15 protein-coding genes and 1 tRNA gene are annotated in these 17,793 nt (G+C 61.1%); all 16 read left to right on the top strand.

Annotated features, from left to right (window positions below; all coding sequences use genetic code 11):
- Positions 1-101 precede the first annotated feature (101 nt).
- The 16 genes from DW136_RS00970 to DW136_RS00895 all read left to right on the top strand — a co-directional run bounded on the left by DW136_RS00970 (position 102) and on the right by DW136_RS00895 (position 17,757).
- Entirely contained in the window at positions 102-1,289 is a 1,188-nt protein-coding gene (locus DW136_RS00970) for a glycosyltransferase (RefSeq protein WP_118288884.1), read from the top strand.
- Entirely contained in the window at positions 1,286-2,629 is a 1,344-nt protein-coding gene (locus DW136_RS00965; RefSeq protein WP_006235157.1) for a histidine kinase, read from the top strand. The genes DW136_RS00970 and DW136_RS00965 overlap by 4 nt, the downstream gene beginning before the upstream one ends.
- A gap of 72 nt (positions 2,630-2,701) precedes the next feature.
- A complete protein-coding gene (locus DW136_RS00960; RefSeq protein WP_006235156.1) occupies positions 2,702-3,418 on the top strand; it encodes a LytTR family DNA-binding domain-containing protein in 717 nt (238 codons plus the stop codon).
- A 96-nt stretch (positions 3,419-3,514) separates the two neighbouring features.
- Positions 3,515-3,982, top strand: a complete 468-nt coding sequence (locus DW136_RS00955; protein WP_117564950.1) for a YfcE family phosphodiesterase — start codon at positions 3,515-3,517, stop codon at positions 3,980-3,982.
- Positions 3,983-4,390: 408 nt separating this feature from the next.
- A tRNA-Asp gene (locus DW136_RS00950) sits at positions 4,391-4,468 on the top strand.
- 359 nt (positions 4,469-4,827) lie between these two features.
- Positions 4,828-5,313: an Rrf2 family transcriptional regulator gene (locus DW136_RS00945; protein ID WP_117564951.1), complete on the top strand. Its 486-nt coding sequence runs from the start codon at positions 4,828-4,830 to the stop codon at positions 5,311-5,313.
- 21 nt (positions 5,314-5,334) lie between these two features.
- Positions 5,335-6,240, top strand: coding sequence for an adenine glycosylase (locus DW136_RS00940; RefSeq protein ID WP_117817011.1), 906 nt, complete (start codon positions 5,335-5,337; stop codon positions 6,238-6,240).
- Between the two features lie 114 nt (positions 6,241-6,354).
- Positions 6,355-6,894, top strand: coding sequence for a rubrerythrin (gene rbr / locus DW136_RS00935; protein ID WP_118288883.1), 540 nt, complete (start codon positions 6,355-6,357; stop codon positions 6,892-6,894).
- A 441-nt stretch (positions 6,895-7,335) separates the two neighbouring features.
- Positions 7,336-7,770, top strand: a complete 435-nt coding sequence (locus DW136_RS00930) for a hypothetical protein (RefSeq protein WP_118288882.1) — start codon at positions 7,336-7,338, stop codon at positions 7,768-7,770.
- Between the two features lie 123 nt (positions 7,771-7,893).
- Positions 7,894-8,424, top strand: a complete 531-nt coding sequence (locus DW136_RS00925) for a DUF6036 family nucleotidyltransferase (RefSeq protein ID WP_118288881.1) — start codon at positions 7,894-7,896, stop codon at positions 8,422-8,424.
- The gene (locus tag DW136_RS00920) at positions 8,421-8,984 is read left to right on the top strand and encodes a transcriptional regulator (protein WP_118288880.1); all 564 of its coding nucleotides are present in this window, start codon (positions 8,421-8,423) and stop codon (positions 8,982-8,984) included. Before DW136_RS00925 ends, DW136_RS00920 begins: the two co-directional genes overlap by 4 nt.
- Positions 8,985-9,036: 52 nt before the next feature.
- Positions 9,037-10,392 carry a DNA recombination protein RmuC gene (gene rmuC / locus DW136_RS00915; RefSeq protein WP_118288879.1) on the top strand — a complete coding sequence of 452 codons (1,356 nt, stop codon included), beginning with the start codon at positions 9,037-9,039 and terminating at the stop codon, positions 10,390-10,392.
- 123 nt (positions 10,393-10,515) lie between these two features.
- Positions 10,516-12,318, top strand: coding sequence for an ABC transporter ATP-binding protein (locus DW136_RS00910; RefSeq protein WP_118288878.1), 1,803 nt, complete (start codon positions 10,516-10,518; stop codon positions 12,316-12,318).
- Positions 12,319-12,381: 63 nt separating this feature from the next.
- Positions 12,382-13,047: an endonuclease III gene (gene nth / locus DW136_RS00905; protein ID WP_117800586.1), complete on the top strand. Its 666-nt coding sequence runs from the start codon at positions 12,382-12,384 to the stop codon at positions 13,045-13,047.
- 157 nt (positions 13,048-13,204) lie between these two features.
- On the top strand, positions 13,205-16,837 hold the full coding sequence (mfd, locus tag DW136_RS00900; RefSeq protein ID WP_118288877.1) for a transcription-repair coupling factor: 3,633 nt from the start codon (positions 13,205-13,207) through the stop codon (positions 16,835-16,837).
- A gap of 56 nt (positions 16,838-16,893) precedes the next feature.
- A complete protein-coding gene (locus tag DW136_RS00895; protein WP_117637437.1) occupies positions 16,894-17,757 on the top strand; it encodes a phosphatase PAP2 family protein in 864 nt (287 codons plus the stop codon).
- Positions 17,758-17,793 lie beyond the last annotated feature (36 nt).

Raw genomic sequence — 17,793 nt, 5'->3', positions numbered from 1 at the left:
AGCAATGATTTGCCCAAGTGGGTATGATGGAATCAGCTAGGTCGCGGGGCGTCGCCTGTGTTTGGCGGCGTCCCGTTTTTGTGTTGCAGGGAGGGTAAGGCATGAACGCCACGGTCGTGATTCCAACGTATTGGGCGGGCGATGACGCTTGCGCAAACGCCCCTGGCACCTATGACCATTCGACGCGACTCAACGCCGACAATCCCGAACTCGACCGCTGCCTGGCCTCGCTTGAGCAGGTACGTGACATCCCGCGCATCATCCTTTTGGTGGTCTGTCCCGTTTCTGCCACAGCCGATGTGTCGCTGCGCGTGCACGAGATTGTCGACGCGCATCCCACGCTCAAGGTCACCGTTGTCACCAACACCCAGGCCTCGCGCATCGCAGACCGGGTTGCTCAGATCGCGCCTAAGGGTTCGGGCGAGTGCGTGAGCCTGCGAGGCTACGGTGCCATCCGCAACATGGGGCTAGCTGTTGCCGCTGTGCTGGGGCATGACGCGGTTATCTTTTTGGATGACGATGAGACTGTCATCGATGCCGACTTTATGAAGCGCGCGACCTACGCGCTGGGTCAGCAGACGCGTCAGGGCCTGCCGATCTTGGTCAAGAGCGGCTATTTCTACGATCGCGACGGCTCGCCGCTGGCTCCCACGGACAAGGCGGGCATCTGCCATCGTTGGTGGACCAAGCGCATCGAGTTCAACCGTTGGATGAAAAAGGCGCTCTCGGGCACCCGCATCTCGCGCTCCAACTACGTGTGCGGCGGCCTGATGGCCCTGCACGCCCGCGCCTTTACGCGTGTGGCCTTTGACCCGTTTATCACCCGCGGCGAGGACTTGGATTACCTCTTTAACATGCGTATGTTTGGCTACGACGTGTGGTTTGATAACGAGTGGACCGTGCGCCATCTGCCTCCGGAGTCCGAAAAGCGCTCACCGCGCTTTATGCAGGATGTATACCGTTGGTACTACGAACGGGCCAAGTTGACGTTCGCCGCGCATCAAAAGGAGCTCATCCCCGTTACGGCGGCATCGCTCATGCCCTACCCGGGCCCGTGGATTTCGCGCGAGCTCGACGACCGCGTGCGCAAGACCGCTATGGTCCGCAGCGTGTTTACCCGCGAGCATGAGGGCTACCTGCGCATCTGGCGCCATGGTATCGACGAGGCAAAGGCCTATGCGCGCCAAAACGCTGCAAGCTATCTGCGTTTCCAGAGCTTTTGGCCCAAGATCATGGACGGGCTTTGGCGTGACGCACAACTGATCAGTATTCTGGAGGGGGCCGAATGATCGACCGCCGCGCCCAGCGCGATAGTTCAATATCAATCTTTCGCATCATTGCCGTCGCCTGCGCCATTTGCGTGCTGGTGTACTTTATTTTCGCCTTGGTGACCGGTATCGAGCCGATCGCCACGGTGATTGCCTGCGCGCTGCTGTGCATCTTTCTGTGCATCTTTATCTTTTTGACGCTCAATCCCGATTCGGTGCGCTCCCAGTACACCGAGGAGACGCTCTCGGTGGCCTCGGCCATGCTCGAGGACATTAAGGGCGGTCTGACGCAGGAGTCGGCGCGTTTGGTGTGCCGGCGCATTTTGCCCGAGACGCGCGCCATGACGGTGGCCATCACCGACGAGGACAACGTGCTTGCCTGCGCGGGCGAGTTTGAGGAAAAACTGCTGCCCGATACTCCCATCCACACGCTTGCCACACGCTACGTTATCGAACATGGCATCGTGCAGTCGTTCAACCGTATGGTGGATGTCGTGGGCTCGGACGGCTCGCACAACCAAGTCCCCGCCGGCATTATCGCCCCCATCAAGGTGGGCGATCGTACCGTCGGTACGCTCAAGTTCTACTACAAGACCCCGCGCGCCGTCGACCGTACCCAGTACGCGCTTGCCTCGGGCTTTGCCGAGATCTTGTCCACACAGCTCGCCATCCACGAGCTCGAGGTGCAAAAGGAGCTCACGGCGCGCGCCGAGGTGCGTGCGCTGCAGGCGCAGATTAACCCGCACTTCCTGTTCAACACGCTGAACACCATTGCATCGTTTACGCGCACCGACCCGCTGCGGGCCCGCGAACTGCTTCGTGAGTTCTCATCGTTCTATCGTGCCACGCTCGACAACTCGGGATCGCTTATTCCGGTCTCGCGCGAGGTCGCACAGACCAAGCGCTACCTTACCTTTGAGAAGGCCCGCTTTGGCGAGGACCGCGTGCTTGCGACGTTCGATGTGTCCGAGGACGTGGAAGATACGCTGGTGCCGGCGTTCGTGATCCAGCCGATTGTCGAGAACGCCGTACGTCATGGTATGGGCGATGACGACGCCCTGAGGATCGACGTGACCGTTCACCAAGACGGCGAGGATGCAATCTTGATTGCCGTGGCCGATAATGGCGTGGGCATGGATGAGGGTACCGCCGCCAGACTGTTTGACGAGCGCTCTGCCCGTCCCGACGCCAGCTCTCCCCAGGGTGGCGGCGCCGGTGTGGCCATGCACAATATTTCGGAGCGCATCCATCGCTTTTATGGGCCGCACTCCTATACGCGTGTCGAATCGGCGCCGGGCAAGGGCACCAAAGTGCTCCTTCATCTTGATTTGTCAGAGAGCATCTTTGACATTCAAGAGTAAAATAAAAGGCTACGGGCTCAACGTCATGCGACGGATGCCCGGCGTAGTTAGTTGACGAAAGGTTTTATCCCTATGCTGCGTGCGATGATTGTGGATGATGAGGCGCCGGCTCGCTCGGAGCTTCGCTTCCTGCTCGAGCAAACGGGCAAGATCGGCACGATCACGGAGGCGTCGAGCGTCCGCTCCGCCATCGAGATGCTTATGGAAAGTCGCGTGGATGTCGTGTTTCTCGATATCTCGATGCCCGGTGCCTCGGGCCTGCAACTTGCCGAGGCGCTGCATAAGCTCAAAAATCCGCCGGCGATCGTGTTTGTGACTGCGTATAGTGACCATGCGGTCGAGGCATTCGACGTGGATGCCGTCGATTATCTGATGAAGCCGGTTGAGGAAGCTCGGTTGGATCGCGCGATCGAGAAGGTCATGCAACGCGCCAAGCCGGTTACGGACAGCAAGGTGACCATCGAGCGTATCCCGGTGGAAAAGGGCGGCCGCAAGGTGCTCATTCCCGTGGACGACATTCGCTTTATCATGGCCAAGGACGATTACTCCTGCATCTATACCGTCGATGATCGTTTTTTGTCGACGACCTCGCTGGCGCAGTTTGAGGCCAAGCTCTGCGACTTTGGCTTCTTCCGTGTTCACCGCCGCTATATCGTCAACTTGGCGTGCGTTACGGACGTCGAGACGGTGCCCTCGGGCGCCATCCAGCTGGGCATTACGGGCGTCGACGAACGCGTGCCGGTTTCGCGCCGCCGCGTCGTGCCGCTCAAGAAGGCCCTGAGTCTCTAGCACACTGGCCCCGCAGCCCTGTAGACCCATCGTCTGCGGAGCCGTGGGGCCTTTTTTGTATGTATCTGCCGAATCGTTTTTTGCGGAAGGGATCCCATGAACAGTGCAAGCGCCAAGCGTATCGACATCATCTCGGACACCCACGGCTATTTATCGCCTGCGCTCTTGGATGAGCTTGAGGGCGCAGACCTGATCATCCACGCCGGCGACCTCACGTCAGAGATGGACTACGAGCACCTGTGCACCATCGCCCCTGTGCGGGCCGTATTGGGCAACAACGATTACTACCGCGACTACGGCCCCGATGTAGACCGTCTTGCGCTCTTTACCTACGAAGGCCTCAAATTCGCCGTAGCCCATTACCGCGAAGACCTTCCGGTGGGATCCGTAGACGTAGCCATCAACGGCCACACCCACGTAACCAAAGAAGCCCAAGTGGGCCGCTGCCTAGTCCTCAACCCGGGCAGCGCCAGCTACCCCAGAGGCACCCGAGGCCCCACCATGGCCAGAATGCTCGTCAAAGACGGCCATGTCATAAGTACCAAGTTTATTGACTTGGACTAACCGCAACAAAAACGGGGGATGCAGATGCGTCCCCCGTTTTCATTTGAGCCAAAGGCAGAGCTTCAGCAAGATCCTTAGACAAACCCCGCCGCGGAGAACGGGGCCGCCGAGCCGCGAAGCGGCGAGGAACAACAACGACTCGAACAAAGTGACGGCAGGGAGGGTCTCCGGGGCTGCGGGCGGGGGTTAAGTTTGTCGCGAGTTCCGCACGCAAAGGAAAGCACTTAATGTGCTTTCCGTCTTGCGCAGGACTGTAGAGCAGCAAACTTAACCCCCGCCCCCAGCCCCGGAGACCCTCCCGGATGGCCCCAAAAATTTTTTCAAAAAAGTTGTTGCGCGCCGGACAGACTTCTGTGTATACTAATCCCCGCAGCGCACGCGAGCGGAAACAAACGCGAACGACTGCCTGGGGAGTTAGCTCAGTTTGGTTAGAGCGCCGGCCTGTCACGTCGGAGGTCGCGGGTTCGAGCCCCGTACTTCCCGCCAACGCAATTAAAGCCACGTCTTCGGACGTGGCTTTTTGCGTTTGATGCACTTTGTTTCGATAGAACGATCGCCCTGGCGCATCTTCGCCCAGAATCCCCGCCCCTTCGGGAACGCAAGTAAAATCTAATAAGCATATCTGTCTAAACAACAGCTTTGTTGCGCAACACCTGTTCAACGAGACAGGGGGTTAGGTTATACTAAATTGCACTGTAGGCCGCATCTGATGCATTTCGCTCCAAGCGCGGCACTCAGTGGATATCCGATTTACCATTTGGATGTCCTAGCGGTCATTTAGCGTCTCGACACAAGCTCGGCCCCGGAGCTCGTTCGAGCTGTTCGTATTCCTTGAAAGGGGAAAAATGGACATATCGAGGAAGACTGATTACGCCCTTCGTATGCTGGCGATGCTTGCCGAGGATCCGGAGCGTTTGCTTTCTGTTCGCACCGCTGCCGAAGAGGTCAATGTTCCGTATTCGTTTGCCCGCTCGATTCAGCACGGTTTGGTCCAGGCCGGTATTGTGGAGAGCCTGCGTGGCGTCCACGGTGGCATGCGTCTCAAGGTCAGTCCGGACGACGTCACCATTCGTCAGGTCGTCGAGGCCGTTCAGGGCCCTATGGTTATGAATGATTGCACCGCACCCGATGGCGACTGTGCGCGCATGGGCACGTGCTGCTATCATCCCCTGTGGGCCGGAGCTCAAGCGTTGATGCGCGACTACCTCGATTCCGTTTCGCTCGGCGACATCGTCGCTCACCGCCAGTTCCCGGCCGTCGATCCCAAGTTCGCCGACCGCGAAGCGTTTCCCGAGTACGCCACCTGTGCGTATACATGCCGGGAGGAATAGCGCCGCATAAGGAGCATAGATATGATTCAGGACCCCTTTCGTTCGATGATTCGTTCGGAAGGGGTCCTGCGCTATCGCGACCTTCCGTGGCGCCGCACGCGCGATCCGTACATCATTTGGCTTTCTGAGGTCATGTTGCAGCAAACACAGGTGCCACGCGTGGAGACGCGTATGCCGGCGTGGCTCGATCGCTTTCCGACCGTGCAGGCGCTTGCCCAAGCCGCGCCTTCCGATGTTTTGGACGCTTGGCAGGGCATGGGCTACAACCGACGCGCTCTGGCGCTCCACAAGGCCGCTCAGCGCGTTGTGGAGGACTGGGACGGTGAGTTTCCGCGTGAGACGCGTGACTTGGTCGCTCTGCCTGGTATTGGCCCGGCAACGGCGCAAGGTATCCGGTCGTTTGCGTTTGACCTTCCAGGCGTGTATCTGGAGACCAACGTGCGCACGGTCTTTCTGCATCACTTCTTTCCCGATGTACCGGCTGTTCCCGACCGCGAGCTGGTGCCGCTGATTCAGGCGGCCTGTCCGGCGGTCCCCGGTGCGGCGACCGACGAGATCGCTCCCTTTGCCGTGCCGCTCGATGATGCCGACACGCCACGCGCGTGGTATTACGCGTTGCTGGATTACGGCGCATATCTAAAAAAGACGTTGCCCAATCCGTCCAGGCGCTCGGCGGGCTATAGCCGTCAATCAAAGTTTGAGGGCTCACGTCGCCAAAAGCGCGCGCATATCGTGCGCATGTTGCTGGCAGCGCGCGATGGCCAACCGGCGGGGATTATGCTTGCTGATGCCGTGGTGGGCGTTAACGATATGGAAGCGGCGGCTGGGCGCGGGCCGGTCGAGCGCGAGCTTGTCGCGGGCATTCTGGCCGACCTGGAGCGTGAGGGCTTTTGCCGAGCCGAGGGCGATCGCTGGCTGAGCATCTAGCCCGTGCAAATCTGAAGAACAGGATTGTAAGGTTTAGATTTCCGACATGAGGGCATCCTAAAGACGAGGCCGCTCGAAGCCTACGGGCGGCATGCGTTGAAGGGAAGTACACCTATGGATTTTGAGAATTCCCAAACCAAGAAGAACCTCGAGACCGCTTTTGCCGGTGAGTCCCAGGCACACACCAAGTATCGCTACTATGCCTCCAAGGCAAAGAAGGACGGCTACGTTCAGATCTCGAACATCTTTGCCGAGACGGCTGGCAACGAGTCCGAGCACGCCAAACTGTGGTTTAAGTATCTGCACGATGGCGCCGTCCCCGATACCCTGGACAATCTGCGCGATGCCGCCGCGGGTGAGAACTACGAGTGGACCACGATGTACGACGAGTTTGCCAAGACCGCCGAGGAAGAGGGCTTTACCGAGATTGCCGCAAAGTTCCGTGGTGTCGCCGCCGTCGAGAAGGCCCACGAGGAGCGCTACAACAAGCTCGTCGAGCGCATCGAGTCGGGCGAGGTGTTTGAGCGTGAGGGCGTGAAGGTGTGGAAGTGCCTGAACTGCGGACATCTGCACGTTGGTGCCGAGGCACCTGAGGTGTGCCCGGTGTGTAACCACCCCAAGGCGTACTTTGAGGAGCAGGTGGTGAACTACTAGCGCTTGGCGCTGGCTGCTGCGGAGCGCAGGGCGGGGAAATACCTTTCCCTCTCGCTCACGGCTTCGCAGAGTCGCGCGAGGCAAAGGTATTTCCCCGCCCTGCGCTCCGGCTCCCGGTCGTCGCGTGCTCGCTACAGAAAAGCTGATATTAAAGGTTGTGTGCCGCCCCTTTTTGGGACGGCACGTTTTTGTGGGGTCCCGGTCTCCACAATTTTCGTCAAGCTATTGGTTAGATTTTGGTCAGTTGGCGTAAGAGTGGAAGGCCAAAAGATTGCTGGCGAAAAAAGCTCAGAGAAAGTGCTGGTAGGGGAGTTGTTGAGCTTTTCGACAGCTTTTGAGCAAAAGAAACTTTGTGGCTATTGCCGGCGATTGCGTTGTCGCGGTCATGGCGGTGCGGGATGCTGGTCGTAAGCGTCGAATGCTCCGATTTTGGAGGCCAGCATGGATCTGTTTCTTGAGATTCCGCAGCGACAAGCTGAGCGCATGCTGCGTCAGCAGCAACGACTCATGGAGATGCAAATGCAAGGGGCGGCAGCCCAGCCCTTTGCGCAAAATGTCGTGCCCGCTGCTGTACCTGCAGCTGTGCCCGGGTGTGAATCGGCGCCAGAGGCCTATTCCGTACAGCAAGATTCATATGCGCAGGAGCTCGCGTTCGACAAGCATCGTGCGCGTCGCCGTCGCTGGGCCCAGCGCCTGCGTACGTTGGCGATGATCGTGCTCATCCCGTTGGGGCTTGCGGCCATCTTTCTGGCGTCATATAGCCTCACGTGCATCCTCAACGGTGCCACGCCCAATGAGGTGCTCCAGCATCTAGCGGCCCTGGGTCAGCGCCTAGGTGACGTCATAACAACCATCCGCGCCGGCTGGGAGAGCTAGCGTTTGTCGCATTGGGACTTCTAGGGTGTAGGGATTATCGCCACGAGTGGAATCCTTGCATCCTGTGGGTCCTGTCGTGCGACTGAATAGTATTATTGAAGATGAATAATATTAGGATTTGCTATGTATAAGCAGGATTTAGAGCAGACTCTTTTGGATATTGACGAAGAGGCGGAGCTGGAAATAGGTCCAAGAGACGATAGGCCGAGCGTTGTATTGGTGGGAGGAAGCGCCTTCATGCTAAACGATGTGACGAATCGGTCGGTTACACATGACATTGATGTGTTTGAGGCAGACAGGTGCCTCCGCGAGATCATAGCTCGATACCCCGAGGTGAATGGCATGGTAGTGGCATATTGCAACCAGATGCCATTCAATTACGAAGATCGACTGATCCCATTGGAGATCGGGGCGCATTTTATCAGGTACTTTACGCCATCTTTGGAGGATCTGGCGGTGATGAAGCTTTATGCCTATCGTCCGAACGACATCGTCGACCTCCATAGTCGAACATTTATCGACCGACTTGATTGGGATCTGCTCGAGCGGCTTATATTCGACGATGGAGAGGCGCTGGCGTCGTCGCCTTCGGAGCGGAGTTATCAAGAGATGGTCTGCGCATACAGGCAATACAAAAAGGAGGTGCTCGGTTGAATCTGACTTTTGAGGGATTTTTGAAAGGCTATTGCCGGGAGCTATCCGGACAGCAGTCGCTGAGTTTTAGAAAACTGGTTGAGCAGGCGACGACGGTTGCGCCGCGCGTGGCGGAGCCTCTGTTTTTGCTCGCTTTGGCGCAAGGAAAAGCCGAATACGTTCTGGGTTTATCCGAGGGCTCGTGGATGGAAGAGGATTACCGAGGCGTTTTGTCCTTGTACGATCAAGCGGGTGGCATGGCGTCTCTATGCGCCAAAAGTGAGCTCCCTAACCGTTATGCCAACGTTTGGCGTGCGTATAGAGCGGTGAAGGAAAAGCCAGTGGCGGACAGAAGGATCAACGCCCTGATGCGAAAAAGAACATTGGGGGCGCTAGGGGAATCGGGCGTAACGCGCTACGGTCTCTGCCGCGATTTGAATCTGAATAAGGGAAACGTATACGCATACTTGGCCGGCGATGACTCAAAAGTGAGCAGGAAGACAGCGCGCCGCATTATGGAATATGCGGAGGAGAGAAGCGCCCAAGAAGAGGCTGGGCGCCCGGTGCGTGTGGCGGGGTAAGATTGATCGCGGTTTTGATTGATAATCGATTGGGTTTGTTGGGCGGAAGTCTATGTCTGCTATTGATATTGCGCTTGTTGTGATTGCCTTGGTGGCGGTGGGAGTTGCTGTGGTTTGCGCCCTGCAGCTTAAAGGCCTTCGTGCCGAGCTGCGGGAGCGTGGCGGCAACGACGCGGAGACGCTCGCGGCGCTCGAGCAGGCCAACAGCACGCTCGATGCCCTCAACGTCGCGCTGGCCGAAACCCGCCGTACGGCAAACGCCATTGCGCAGCAGCAGATGACCGATGCCGCTGTAGAGCAGCAGCGTTACCTGACCGTCGCGCGCGAGTTCTCGCAGGCTGGCGACCGCATGGACGACTTGCGCCGCGAGACGGTCCAGCAGCTCGGTGTCAACCGCGAAGGCATCGAGCACCGCTTGGACAAGGTGCGCGAGACGGTCGATGCCCAACTGGGCGCCATCCGCAAGGACAACAGCGTGCAGCTCGATCAGATGCGCGCAACGGTGGACGAGAAACTCTCCCGCACGCTCAACGACCGCCTGTCTGCATCGTTTAAGCAGGTAAGCGACCAGCTCGAGGCCGTGTACAAGGGCCTGGGCGATATGCAATCTATCGCCACCGGCGTGGGCGACCTTAAACGCGTGCTGGGCAATGTCAAGGCGCGCGGCATTTTGGGCGAGGTGCAGCTGGGCGCGATCCTGGCGGACATCCTTACGCCCGACCAGTATCTGGAAAACGTCGCCACCAAGCCCGGCGCCTCGGAGCGCGTTGAGTTTGCCGTCAAGCTGCCGGTAGACGAGGGCGACCCCGTGCTGCTGCCGATTGACTCCAAATTCCCGGGTGATGCGTACGAGCATCTGCTCGACGCCCAGGAGTCGGGCGACGCGGAGGCCGTCGCCGCTGCGCGCAAGACGCTCGATGCGATGGTCAAACGCGAGGCCAAGGACATCTGCGAAAAGTACCTGAGCGTGCCCGCGACCACCAACTTTGGCGTTCTGTTCGTTCCGTTTGAGGGCCTGTATGCCGAGGTCGTCAGCCGCCCTGGGCTTATCGAGACCCTGGGCCGCGACTATCACGTCAACGTTGCCGGCCCCAGCACCATGGCGGCTATCCTCAACAGCCTGCAGATGAGCTACCAGACGTTTAGGCTGCAAAAACGTACCGACGACGTGCTGCGCGTGCTTTCCGCCGTCAAGGCCGAGCTGCCGCGCTATCAGGCGGCGCTGCGTCGCGCCCAACAGCAGATTGAGACCGCGGGCAAAACGGTCGAGGGCATCATCACCACGCGCACCAACGTTATGGAGCGCAAGCTCAAGGATATCGACGCGCTGGAAGACGCGCGGGAGGCCGACGCGATTTTGGGCTTGGAGTCCGCAGACCTGCCCGCAGACCAAAAAGACGAGGACTAGCTGCATCTGACGGCGGGGCGCCTGCGCAAGCACGGCGCGGGCGCTTTTCGCATCGCGCTTGCCTGAAGTGCGCTTCAATGTGCAACAATGGCGTTTCGCCCTATCAGATGCGAAAGGAAGCCCATGTCTCAGAGAAGCACCAGTCCGCTCAGCCGCTCCACCGTGCGCCGCACGCTGCAGCGGTTTTGGGGTGTCACGCGCACACAGCCGCTGATTGTCTTTCTCTCGGTGTTCTCGTCGGCGGGTTACATCTTTTTGCTCACGTTTGCCAACACCTACGTTATGGCCCTCATCGTCGACCGCGTCCAAGCCGGCCCCGTGGCGGGCGACCAGGTGTTTGAGGTCTTTGGCCCTTACATTCTGGCGCTCGTACTCGTTAACCTGGTGGGTCAGATCCTCTCCAAGCTACAGGACTACACCGTCTACAAGCTCGAGATTGCGGGCAACTATCACCTGGCGCGCCTGTGCTTTGACACGCTCTCCAATCAATCCATGACATTCCACACCAGCCGCTTTGGCGGATCGCTCGTGAGCCAGACGAGCCGTTTTATGAGCGGCTACACGGGTCTGGTGGACGTGACGGTGTATTCGCTCATCCCCACCATCACCTCGGTCATCTGTACCGTGGCCGCACTCGCCCCGGTGGTGCCCGCATTTACCGTGATCCTGGTGTGCATCATGGTCGTCTACATCGCGTTTGTCTGGCTTATGTACAAGCGCATCATGCCGCTTTCGGCCGCGACGTCCGCCGCGCAGAACAAGCTCTCGGGCGTGCTCTCCGACGCGGTCACGAACATCTTGGCCGTCAAGACCTGCGGGCGCGAGGACTTTGAACGCGATCTGTTCGACACCGCCGACCGCGCCGCGCGCGATGCCGAGACGGTCTCGATGCACGCCATGATGCAGCGCAACTTTACGACCTCGGGCCTTATCGTCATCACCATGGCCGTGGTGAGTGTGTTCGTGGCGGGTGGCAACGCGTGGTTTGGCATCTCGGCCGGCTCGCTCGTCATGATCTTTACCTACACCTATAACCTCACCATGCGCCTGAACTACGTGAGTTCCATGATGCAGCGCATCAACCGCGCTTTGGGCGATGCGGCCGAGATGACGCGCGTGCTGGACGAGCCGCGTTTGGTGGCAGACGACCCGGACGCCCCTGAGCTCAAAGTGACCGAGGGCGGGATTGATTTTGAGCACCTGAGCTTTGCGTACCGTGACGCTGCGGCGGGCGAGAACGTGTTCGATGACCTGACACTTCATGTGGCGGCGGGCCAGCGCGTGGGCCTGGTGGGCAAATCGGGCTCGGGTAAGACGACGCTCACCAAGCTGCTGCTGCGTCTGGACGATGTTCAGGGCGGCCGCGTGCTCGTGGACGGTCAGGATGTCTCGCACTGCACGCAGCAGAGCCTGCGTCGCCAGGTTGCCTACGTGCCGCAGGAAGCGCTGCTGTTCCACCGCTCCATTCGAGAAAACATTGCCTACGGTCGTCCCAACGCCACTGATGAGCAGATTCGCGAGGCTGCGCGCCTGGCCAACGCCCTGGAGTTTATCGACCGCTTGCCTCGTGGCTTTGACACCATGGTGGGCGAGCGCGGCGTCAAGCTCTCGGGCGGCCAGCGTCAGCGCGTGGCCATCGCCCGCGCGATTCTCACCGACGCGCCGATTCTGGTGCTCGACGAGGCGACCTCTGCCCTGGACAGCGAGTCCGAGGCGCTGGTGCAGGAAGCTCTCGAGAACCTGATGCGCGGCCGCACCTCCATTGTGGTGGCGCATCGCCTGTCCACCGTGGCGGCGCTCGACCGCATCGTGGTACTGGCGGATGGCGAGATCGTCGAGGACGGCACGCATGTGCAGCTCGTCGAGGCGGGCGGCGAGTACGCGAGCCTGTGGAGCCGTCAGACCGGCGCATTCTTGGAGGCGTAAACGTCTCGGACGTGGGACAATTGTGCCCATAAGTTTATTGTGCCGTTGAGCCGAGGAGTCGTTATGCCACGCGAGACCAATGCCGCCAAGCGCGAGCGCGCCATCGAGGTGTGTGAGCGCCTCAACCGTCGCTATGGCCCGGTCGAGTGCTTTTTGGACCACGAGAATCCCTTCCGCCTGCTGATCGCGGTGCTGCTTTCGGCGCAAACGACCGATGCGCAGGTCAACAAAGTGACGCCGCGGCTGTTTGCCCAGTGGCCCACGCCCGAGGCCATGGCCGGGGCGAGCGTAGCTGACGTGGCAGACACCATCAAGTCGCTCGGCTTCTACAAGAGCAAAGCCAAGCATGCCGTCGAGGCCGCGCAGATGATCGTCGCCGACTATGACGGCGAGGTGCCGGCCGACATGAAGGAACTCGTGAAGCTGCCGGGCGTGGGACGCAAGACGGCGAACATCGTGCTCAACGTGGGGTATGGCATCGTGGAGGGTATTGCGGTGGACACGCACGTCAACCGCATTGCGCACCGCCTGATGCTGAGTCCCAAGACGCATGCCAAGGAACCGCTCAAGACCGAGCAGGATCTGCTCAAGATTTTGCCGCACGAGTATTGGGAGTCGGTCAACCATCAGTGGATCACCTTTGGTCGCGAGATCTGCGACGCCCGCAAACCCAAGTGTGACGAGTGTCCGCTGGCAGATTTGTGCCCCAGCGTGCGCGTGGCGGGGTAGGGCGGAACGCATCTTCGTCTGGCGTTTTTTGCGGGGCTGGGTTTGCCCTTGAGCCGGAGTCCTCTCCATGCGCTACCATGACAGACAATGTATTTGACGTACGACCCGCCGAGCTTGCCCCGGCGGGCTTTTGGCGTTGCGATGCCGGAGGAACAGCATGCTCATTCACCGTATAGCCGCGCAGCTCTACACTGCCGAGGCGCTGCAGACCGTCGAGGCCGGACTCGATGCCGGCGAGGACGTGACGCTGGCCGTGTCGCAGTCGGGCCGCACGCTCATGGCGGCAGCTCAGTTTGCGCGCCGTCCGCGTCCCACGGTCTACATCGTGAGCGGCGAGGACGCGGCCGATCGCGCCGCGCGCAGCCTGGCCGCCTATGTGGGTCTGGCGCATGTGTGCCGCTTTCCCGAGCGCAAAGACTATCCATGGCGTGAGCAGGCGCCCGACGACGCCGAGGTGGCCCAACGCTGCGAGGCTTTAGGGCGCATCGTGCGCGGCGATAACTGCATCATGGTCGCCTCGGCCCGCGCGCTACTGCGTTGCGTGCCGCCGGTCGAGAGCCGCTATTGGGAGTCCACCACCTTTGCGGTGGGCGAGGAGATTCCCTTCGACGAGGTGCCGCAGCGCCTGGTGGGCATGGGCTACACCAATGCAGGTGCCGCCGACGCGCCCGGCCTGTTCCGTGTGCACGGCGATACCGTCGAGGTGTTCCCCGCGCAGGAAAAAGCACCCGTGCGCATTGAGTTCTTTGGCGACGAGATCGACCGCATCCGCCGCATGGTGAGCTCCACGGGCCAAACTATCGGCAACGAGGACAGCATTGAGATCTTCCCCTGCCGCGAGCTGGCGCTCACCGACGAGGCCGTCCACAACATGCATGTGGCGCTCTACCGCGCCAGCCAGGACGACAGCAAGCTGGCGGCGCTGCTCGAGATGGTGGACGCGCGCATCGTCACGCCCGAGCTCGACCGCTTTTTGCCGGTGATGTACGGCCAGACCGTGAGCCCGTTGGCGCACGTGAGCGGCAAGGCGCTTGTGGTCCTGTCCGAGCCGCGCTCGCTGTTCGATGACTGCCTGCGCGCCTACGAGGATATCGAGGCCCGTGCCGGCGAGGCGGGGATTGACCGTCTGGAGGGTCTGTATGTGCGCGCCCAACAGCTCGACTTTGGTGCTCAGCAGCGCCTGAACTACGTGAGCCTGATTCGTGCCGGCGGTGCGGTTACAGCCGAGCTCAAGATTGAGCAGCCGGCCATTGCGGGCTCGGACAATCGCTTTATGACGCGCATTCAGGAGGTCGTGGGCAAGCGCTATGCCTGCGTGTTTGCCATTCCCGACCGCGGTGCGCGCGAGTCGATGGAGCTCACCTTTGGCGACGAGGGCATCACCTTTGAGGAGTCGCTGACGGCCGCCCCCGAAAACGCCGGCGTTATCGGCGACCGCGTGCGCGTGGCGGCGGCGGATTCTGCCGACCGTGCTGCCCGCCAACAGGCCCATGCCTCAATTCGTGAGCGCCGCGCCGACGCGCTCAACGCCCGCTCGCTCGAGGCGGGTGCGGCCCAGGCTGCCGCCGGCGCCGCCGTGCCCACCATCTCGCGCGGACGCGTGACCTTTGTGGACGCTGCCCTGCCGCAGGGCGTGGTGGTGCCCGATGCCAATTTGGCCGTGTTCTCGATCGCCGACCTCAACGCCCGCATGGACGCCAACCGCGCGCGCAGCCGCCGCAAGGTGGACATTACGCAGATCACGTTCCCGTTTAAGCCGGGCGACTACGTGGTGCACGCTACCCACGGTATCGCGCTCTTTAGCGAGATCGCGCGCCAGGAAGTGGGCGGCAAGGAACGCGACTACTTTTTGCTGGAATATGCCGACGGCGACAAGCTCTACGTGCCGTTGGAGCAGGTCGACCGCATCACGCGCTATGTTGGCCCCGACGGCGACAAGCCGCGTCTGACCAGACTCAACACCGCCGACTGGACGCGTGCCACCAACAAGGCGCGCAAGAACGCCAAAAAGCTGGCGTTTGACCTGGTCGACCTGTATACGCGCCGCTCATCAATCGCGGGTATCGCCTGCCCGCCTGACACGCCCGAGCAGATCGAGATGGAGGAGAGCTTTCCTTACGACGAGACGCGCGACCAGCTGGAGGCCATCGCCGACATTAAGGCCGATATGGAGGCACCCAAGCCCATGGACCGCCTGCTGTGCGGCGACGTGGGTTTTGGCAAGACCGAGGTTGCCCTGCGCGCGGCGTTTAAGTGCGTGGACTCCGGCCGCCAAGTCATGGTGCTCTGCCCCACGACCATTCTGGCCCAGCAGCACTACGAGACGTTCTTTGAGCGCTTTGCCCCGTTTGGCCTCGAGGTCGAAGTGCTCAGCCGCTTCCGCACCCCGGCGCAGCAAAAGCGCGCGCTCAAGGCGTTTGCCGAGGGCACGATCGACGTGCTCATCGGCACGCATCGTCTGCTTTCGGCCGACGTGAACCCCAAGAACCTGGGCCTGGTGATCATCGACGAGGAGCAGCGCTTTGGCGTGCAGCACAAGGAGCAGCTCAAGAACCTGCGCGAGCAGATTGACGTGCTCACGCTTTCGGCAACGCCTATTCCGCGAACCATGCAGATGGCCACGAGCGGCGTGCGCGACATGAGCCTGATCACGACGCCGCCGACTGGGCGTCGTCCCGTGATCGTGCACGTGGGGGAGTACGACCCCGATGTGGTGAGCGCGGCGATTCGCCTGGAGGTGGGCCGCGGCGGTCAGGTGTATTACGTGTCCAACCGCGTCAAGACCATCGACGACGCCGTGGCGCGCGTGCACGAGGCCGCGCCCGAGGCGCGCGTGGGCGTGGCGCACGGCAAGATGAGCCCGCGCGAGGTCGAGGACGTGATGATCGAGTTTGCGACCAAAAAGATCGACGTGCTCATCGCCACGACCATCGTGGAGAGCGGCATCGACAACGCGACCGCCAACACGCTGATCATCGAGGATTCGCAGCGTCTGGGCCTGGCGCAGCTCTACCAGCTCAAGGGCCGTGTGGGCCGTTCTTCCACGCAGGCCTACGCGTACTTTATGTTCCCGGGCGAGCTACCACTCACCGAGGAGGCGACAGCGCGCCTGACCGCACTTTCCGAGTTCCAGGACCTGGGCAGCGGCATGCGCATCGCCATGCGCGACCTGGAGATCCGTGGTGCCGGCTCGCTTATGGGCGCCGAGCAGCACGGCAACCTGTCGAGCGTGGGCTTTGACCTGTTTACGCAGATGCTGGGCCAGGCGGTAGCCGAGGCGCGCGGCGATGACGATGCCGGCGTGGAGGCGGCAAGCGTGGGCATTAACCTGCCGGCCGACTACTTCTTGTCCGAGGAGTACCTGCCGGCGGTGGATCAGCGCGTGCTCGTGTACCGCAGGCTCGCAGCGGCCGAGGACCTGGAGAGCATCGATGAGGTGCAGGAAGAGACCGAGGCCGCGCATGGCGAGCTGCCGTTGGCAGGACTCAACCTGTTCAATCGCGCACGAATCCGCATTCGCGGCGAGCGCCTGGGGCTCGAGAGCGTCACGCTCAGCGGCGGTCGCATCACGTTTTTGGGCGTCGACGTGCCCAAGAAGGTGGCCTTTGAGCTAAAGACCCGCTATGGCGCGGTGAGCTTCCCCAAGAGCCGCAAACTGTCGGTGCCCTACAAGGCGGGCGCCGGCGCGGGCAGCGGCCTGGGTCGCGGTCTCGACGCCAACGACGGTACCGGCCCCGTGGCCGCGGCACTCATGCTGTTGCAGCAGTTGGGTGCGAGCGACGACGACTAACGGGTCGACGCTGCAAACGCCCCATTTGGGCACTCTGGTTCCATCGAAAGGAAAGCATGTTCGGATACATCTATAAGAAAGACGTCGCCATTATCGCGGTTGTCCTGTGTCTTTGTCTGGGCGTGGGCAGTTTCTTCGACTATCAGATTTCGAGCGCGCTGTTCAACATCGGCAGCATGTACGGTCGCTTTGTCGAGGCGGCCGGCGAGCTGCCGTTCGAGCTGACGGCGAGCATCGCAGGCGTTATGCTCGTGCGCTCGGCACGCCCCGATTCCAGGGGGAGCAAATGGCTCGCTGCGCTGGGCGTTTTGATCAACGTGGGTCTGGTCGGCTACGAGATTATCGGATCGCTGCGCGTCGGCGGCAAGCTCATCGCGTTTCAGCTGGTGCTGACGTTTGTGCTGGTCATTGCGGTTAACGTTATTGCCTATCGCCTTACGCGCGACACCGCGCCCGACGAGCTCACGCGCTGGGCGTTGATGGTACTTGCCGTGTGGGTCGCTCAGGCCATTATCCTCAACGTGATCGTCAAGCCGCTGTGGTCGCGCCCGCGCATGCGCGTGATCGAGGTCACGCCGGGGCTCAATTTTCAGCCGTGGTGGGTAATCGGCAATCCCGACAAGTGGACCTATATCGCCGCCGGCGTGATCAAGGACGGGTTCAAGTCGTTCGCGAGCGGGCACACCGCGCATGCGGCGATCGGCCTTATGCTCGCCGGGCTTCCCGCGGCAGCCTTTAAGGAAAAACCTTCGCGTCGCCGCGTGATCTTTTGGGCGGCGGCTGTGGTCGCGGCGCTCGTCGCCTTTGGTCGCATCGTGATCGGCGCGCACTTTTTGAGTGACGTGAGCTGCGGCTTTGCCCTGGTGCTGGCGCTTGAGTGCCTTGCCGCGCGCATTGCCTATCCGGGCGGCGTACAATAGCCCCATCTGAATCATCGGGCTCGTGCCCGGCTAGAG

It is taken from the genome of Collinsella sp. AM12-1, assembly GCF_003472325.1.
Taxonomy (GTDB): Bacteria; Actinomycetota; Coriobacteriia; order Coriobacteriales; family Coriobacteriaceae; genus Collinsella.
This window is presented reverse-complemented; position numbering and strand designations above follow the sequence as displayed.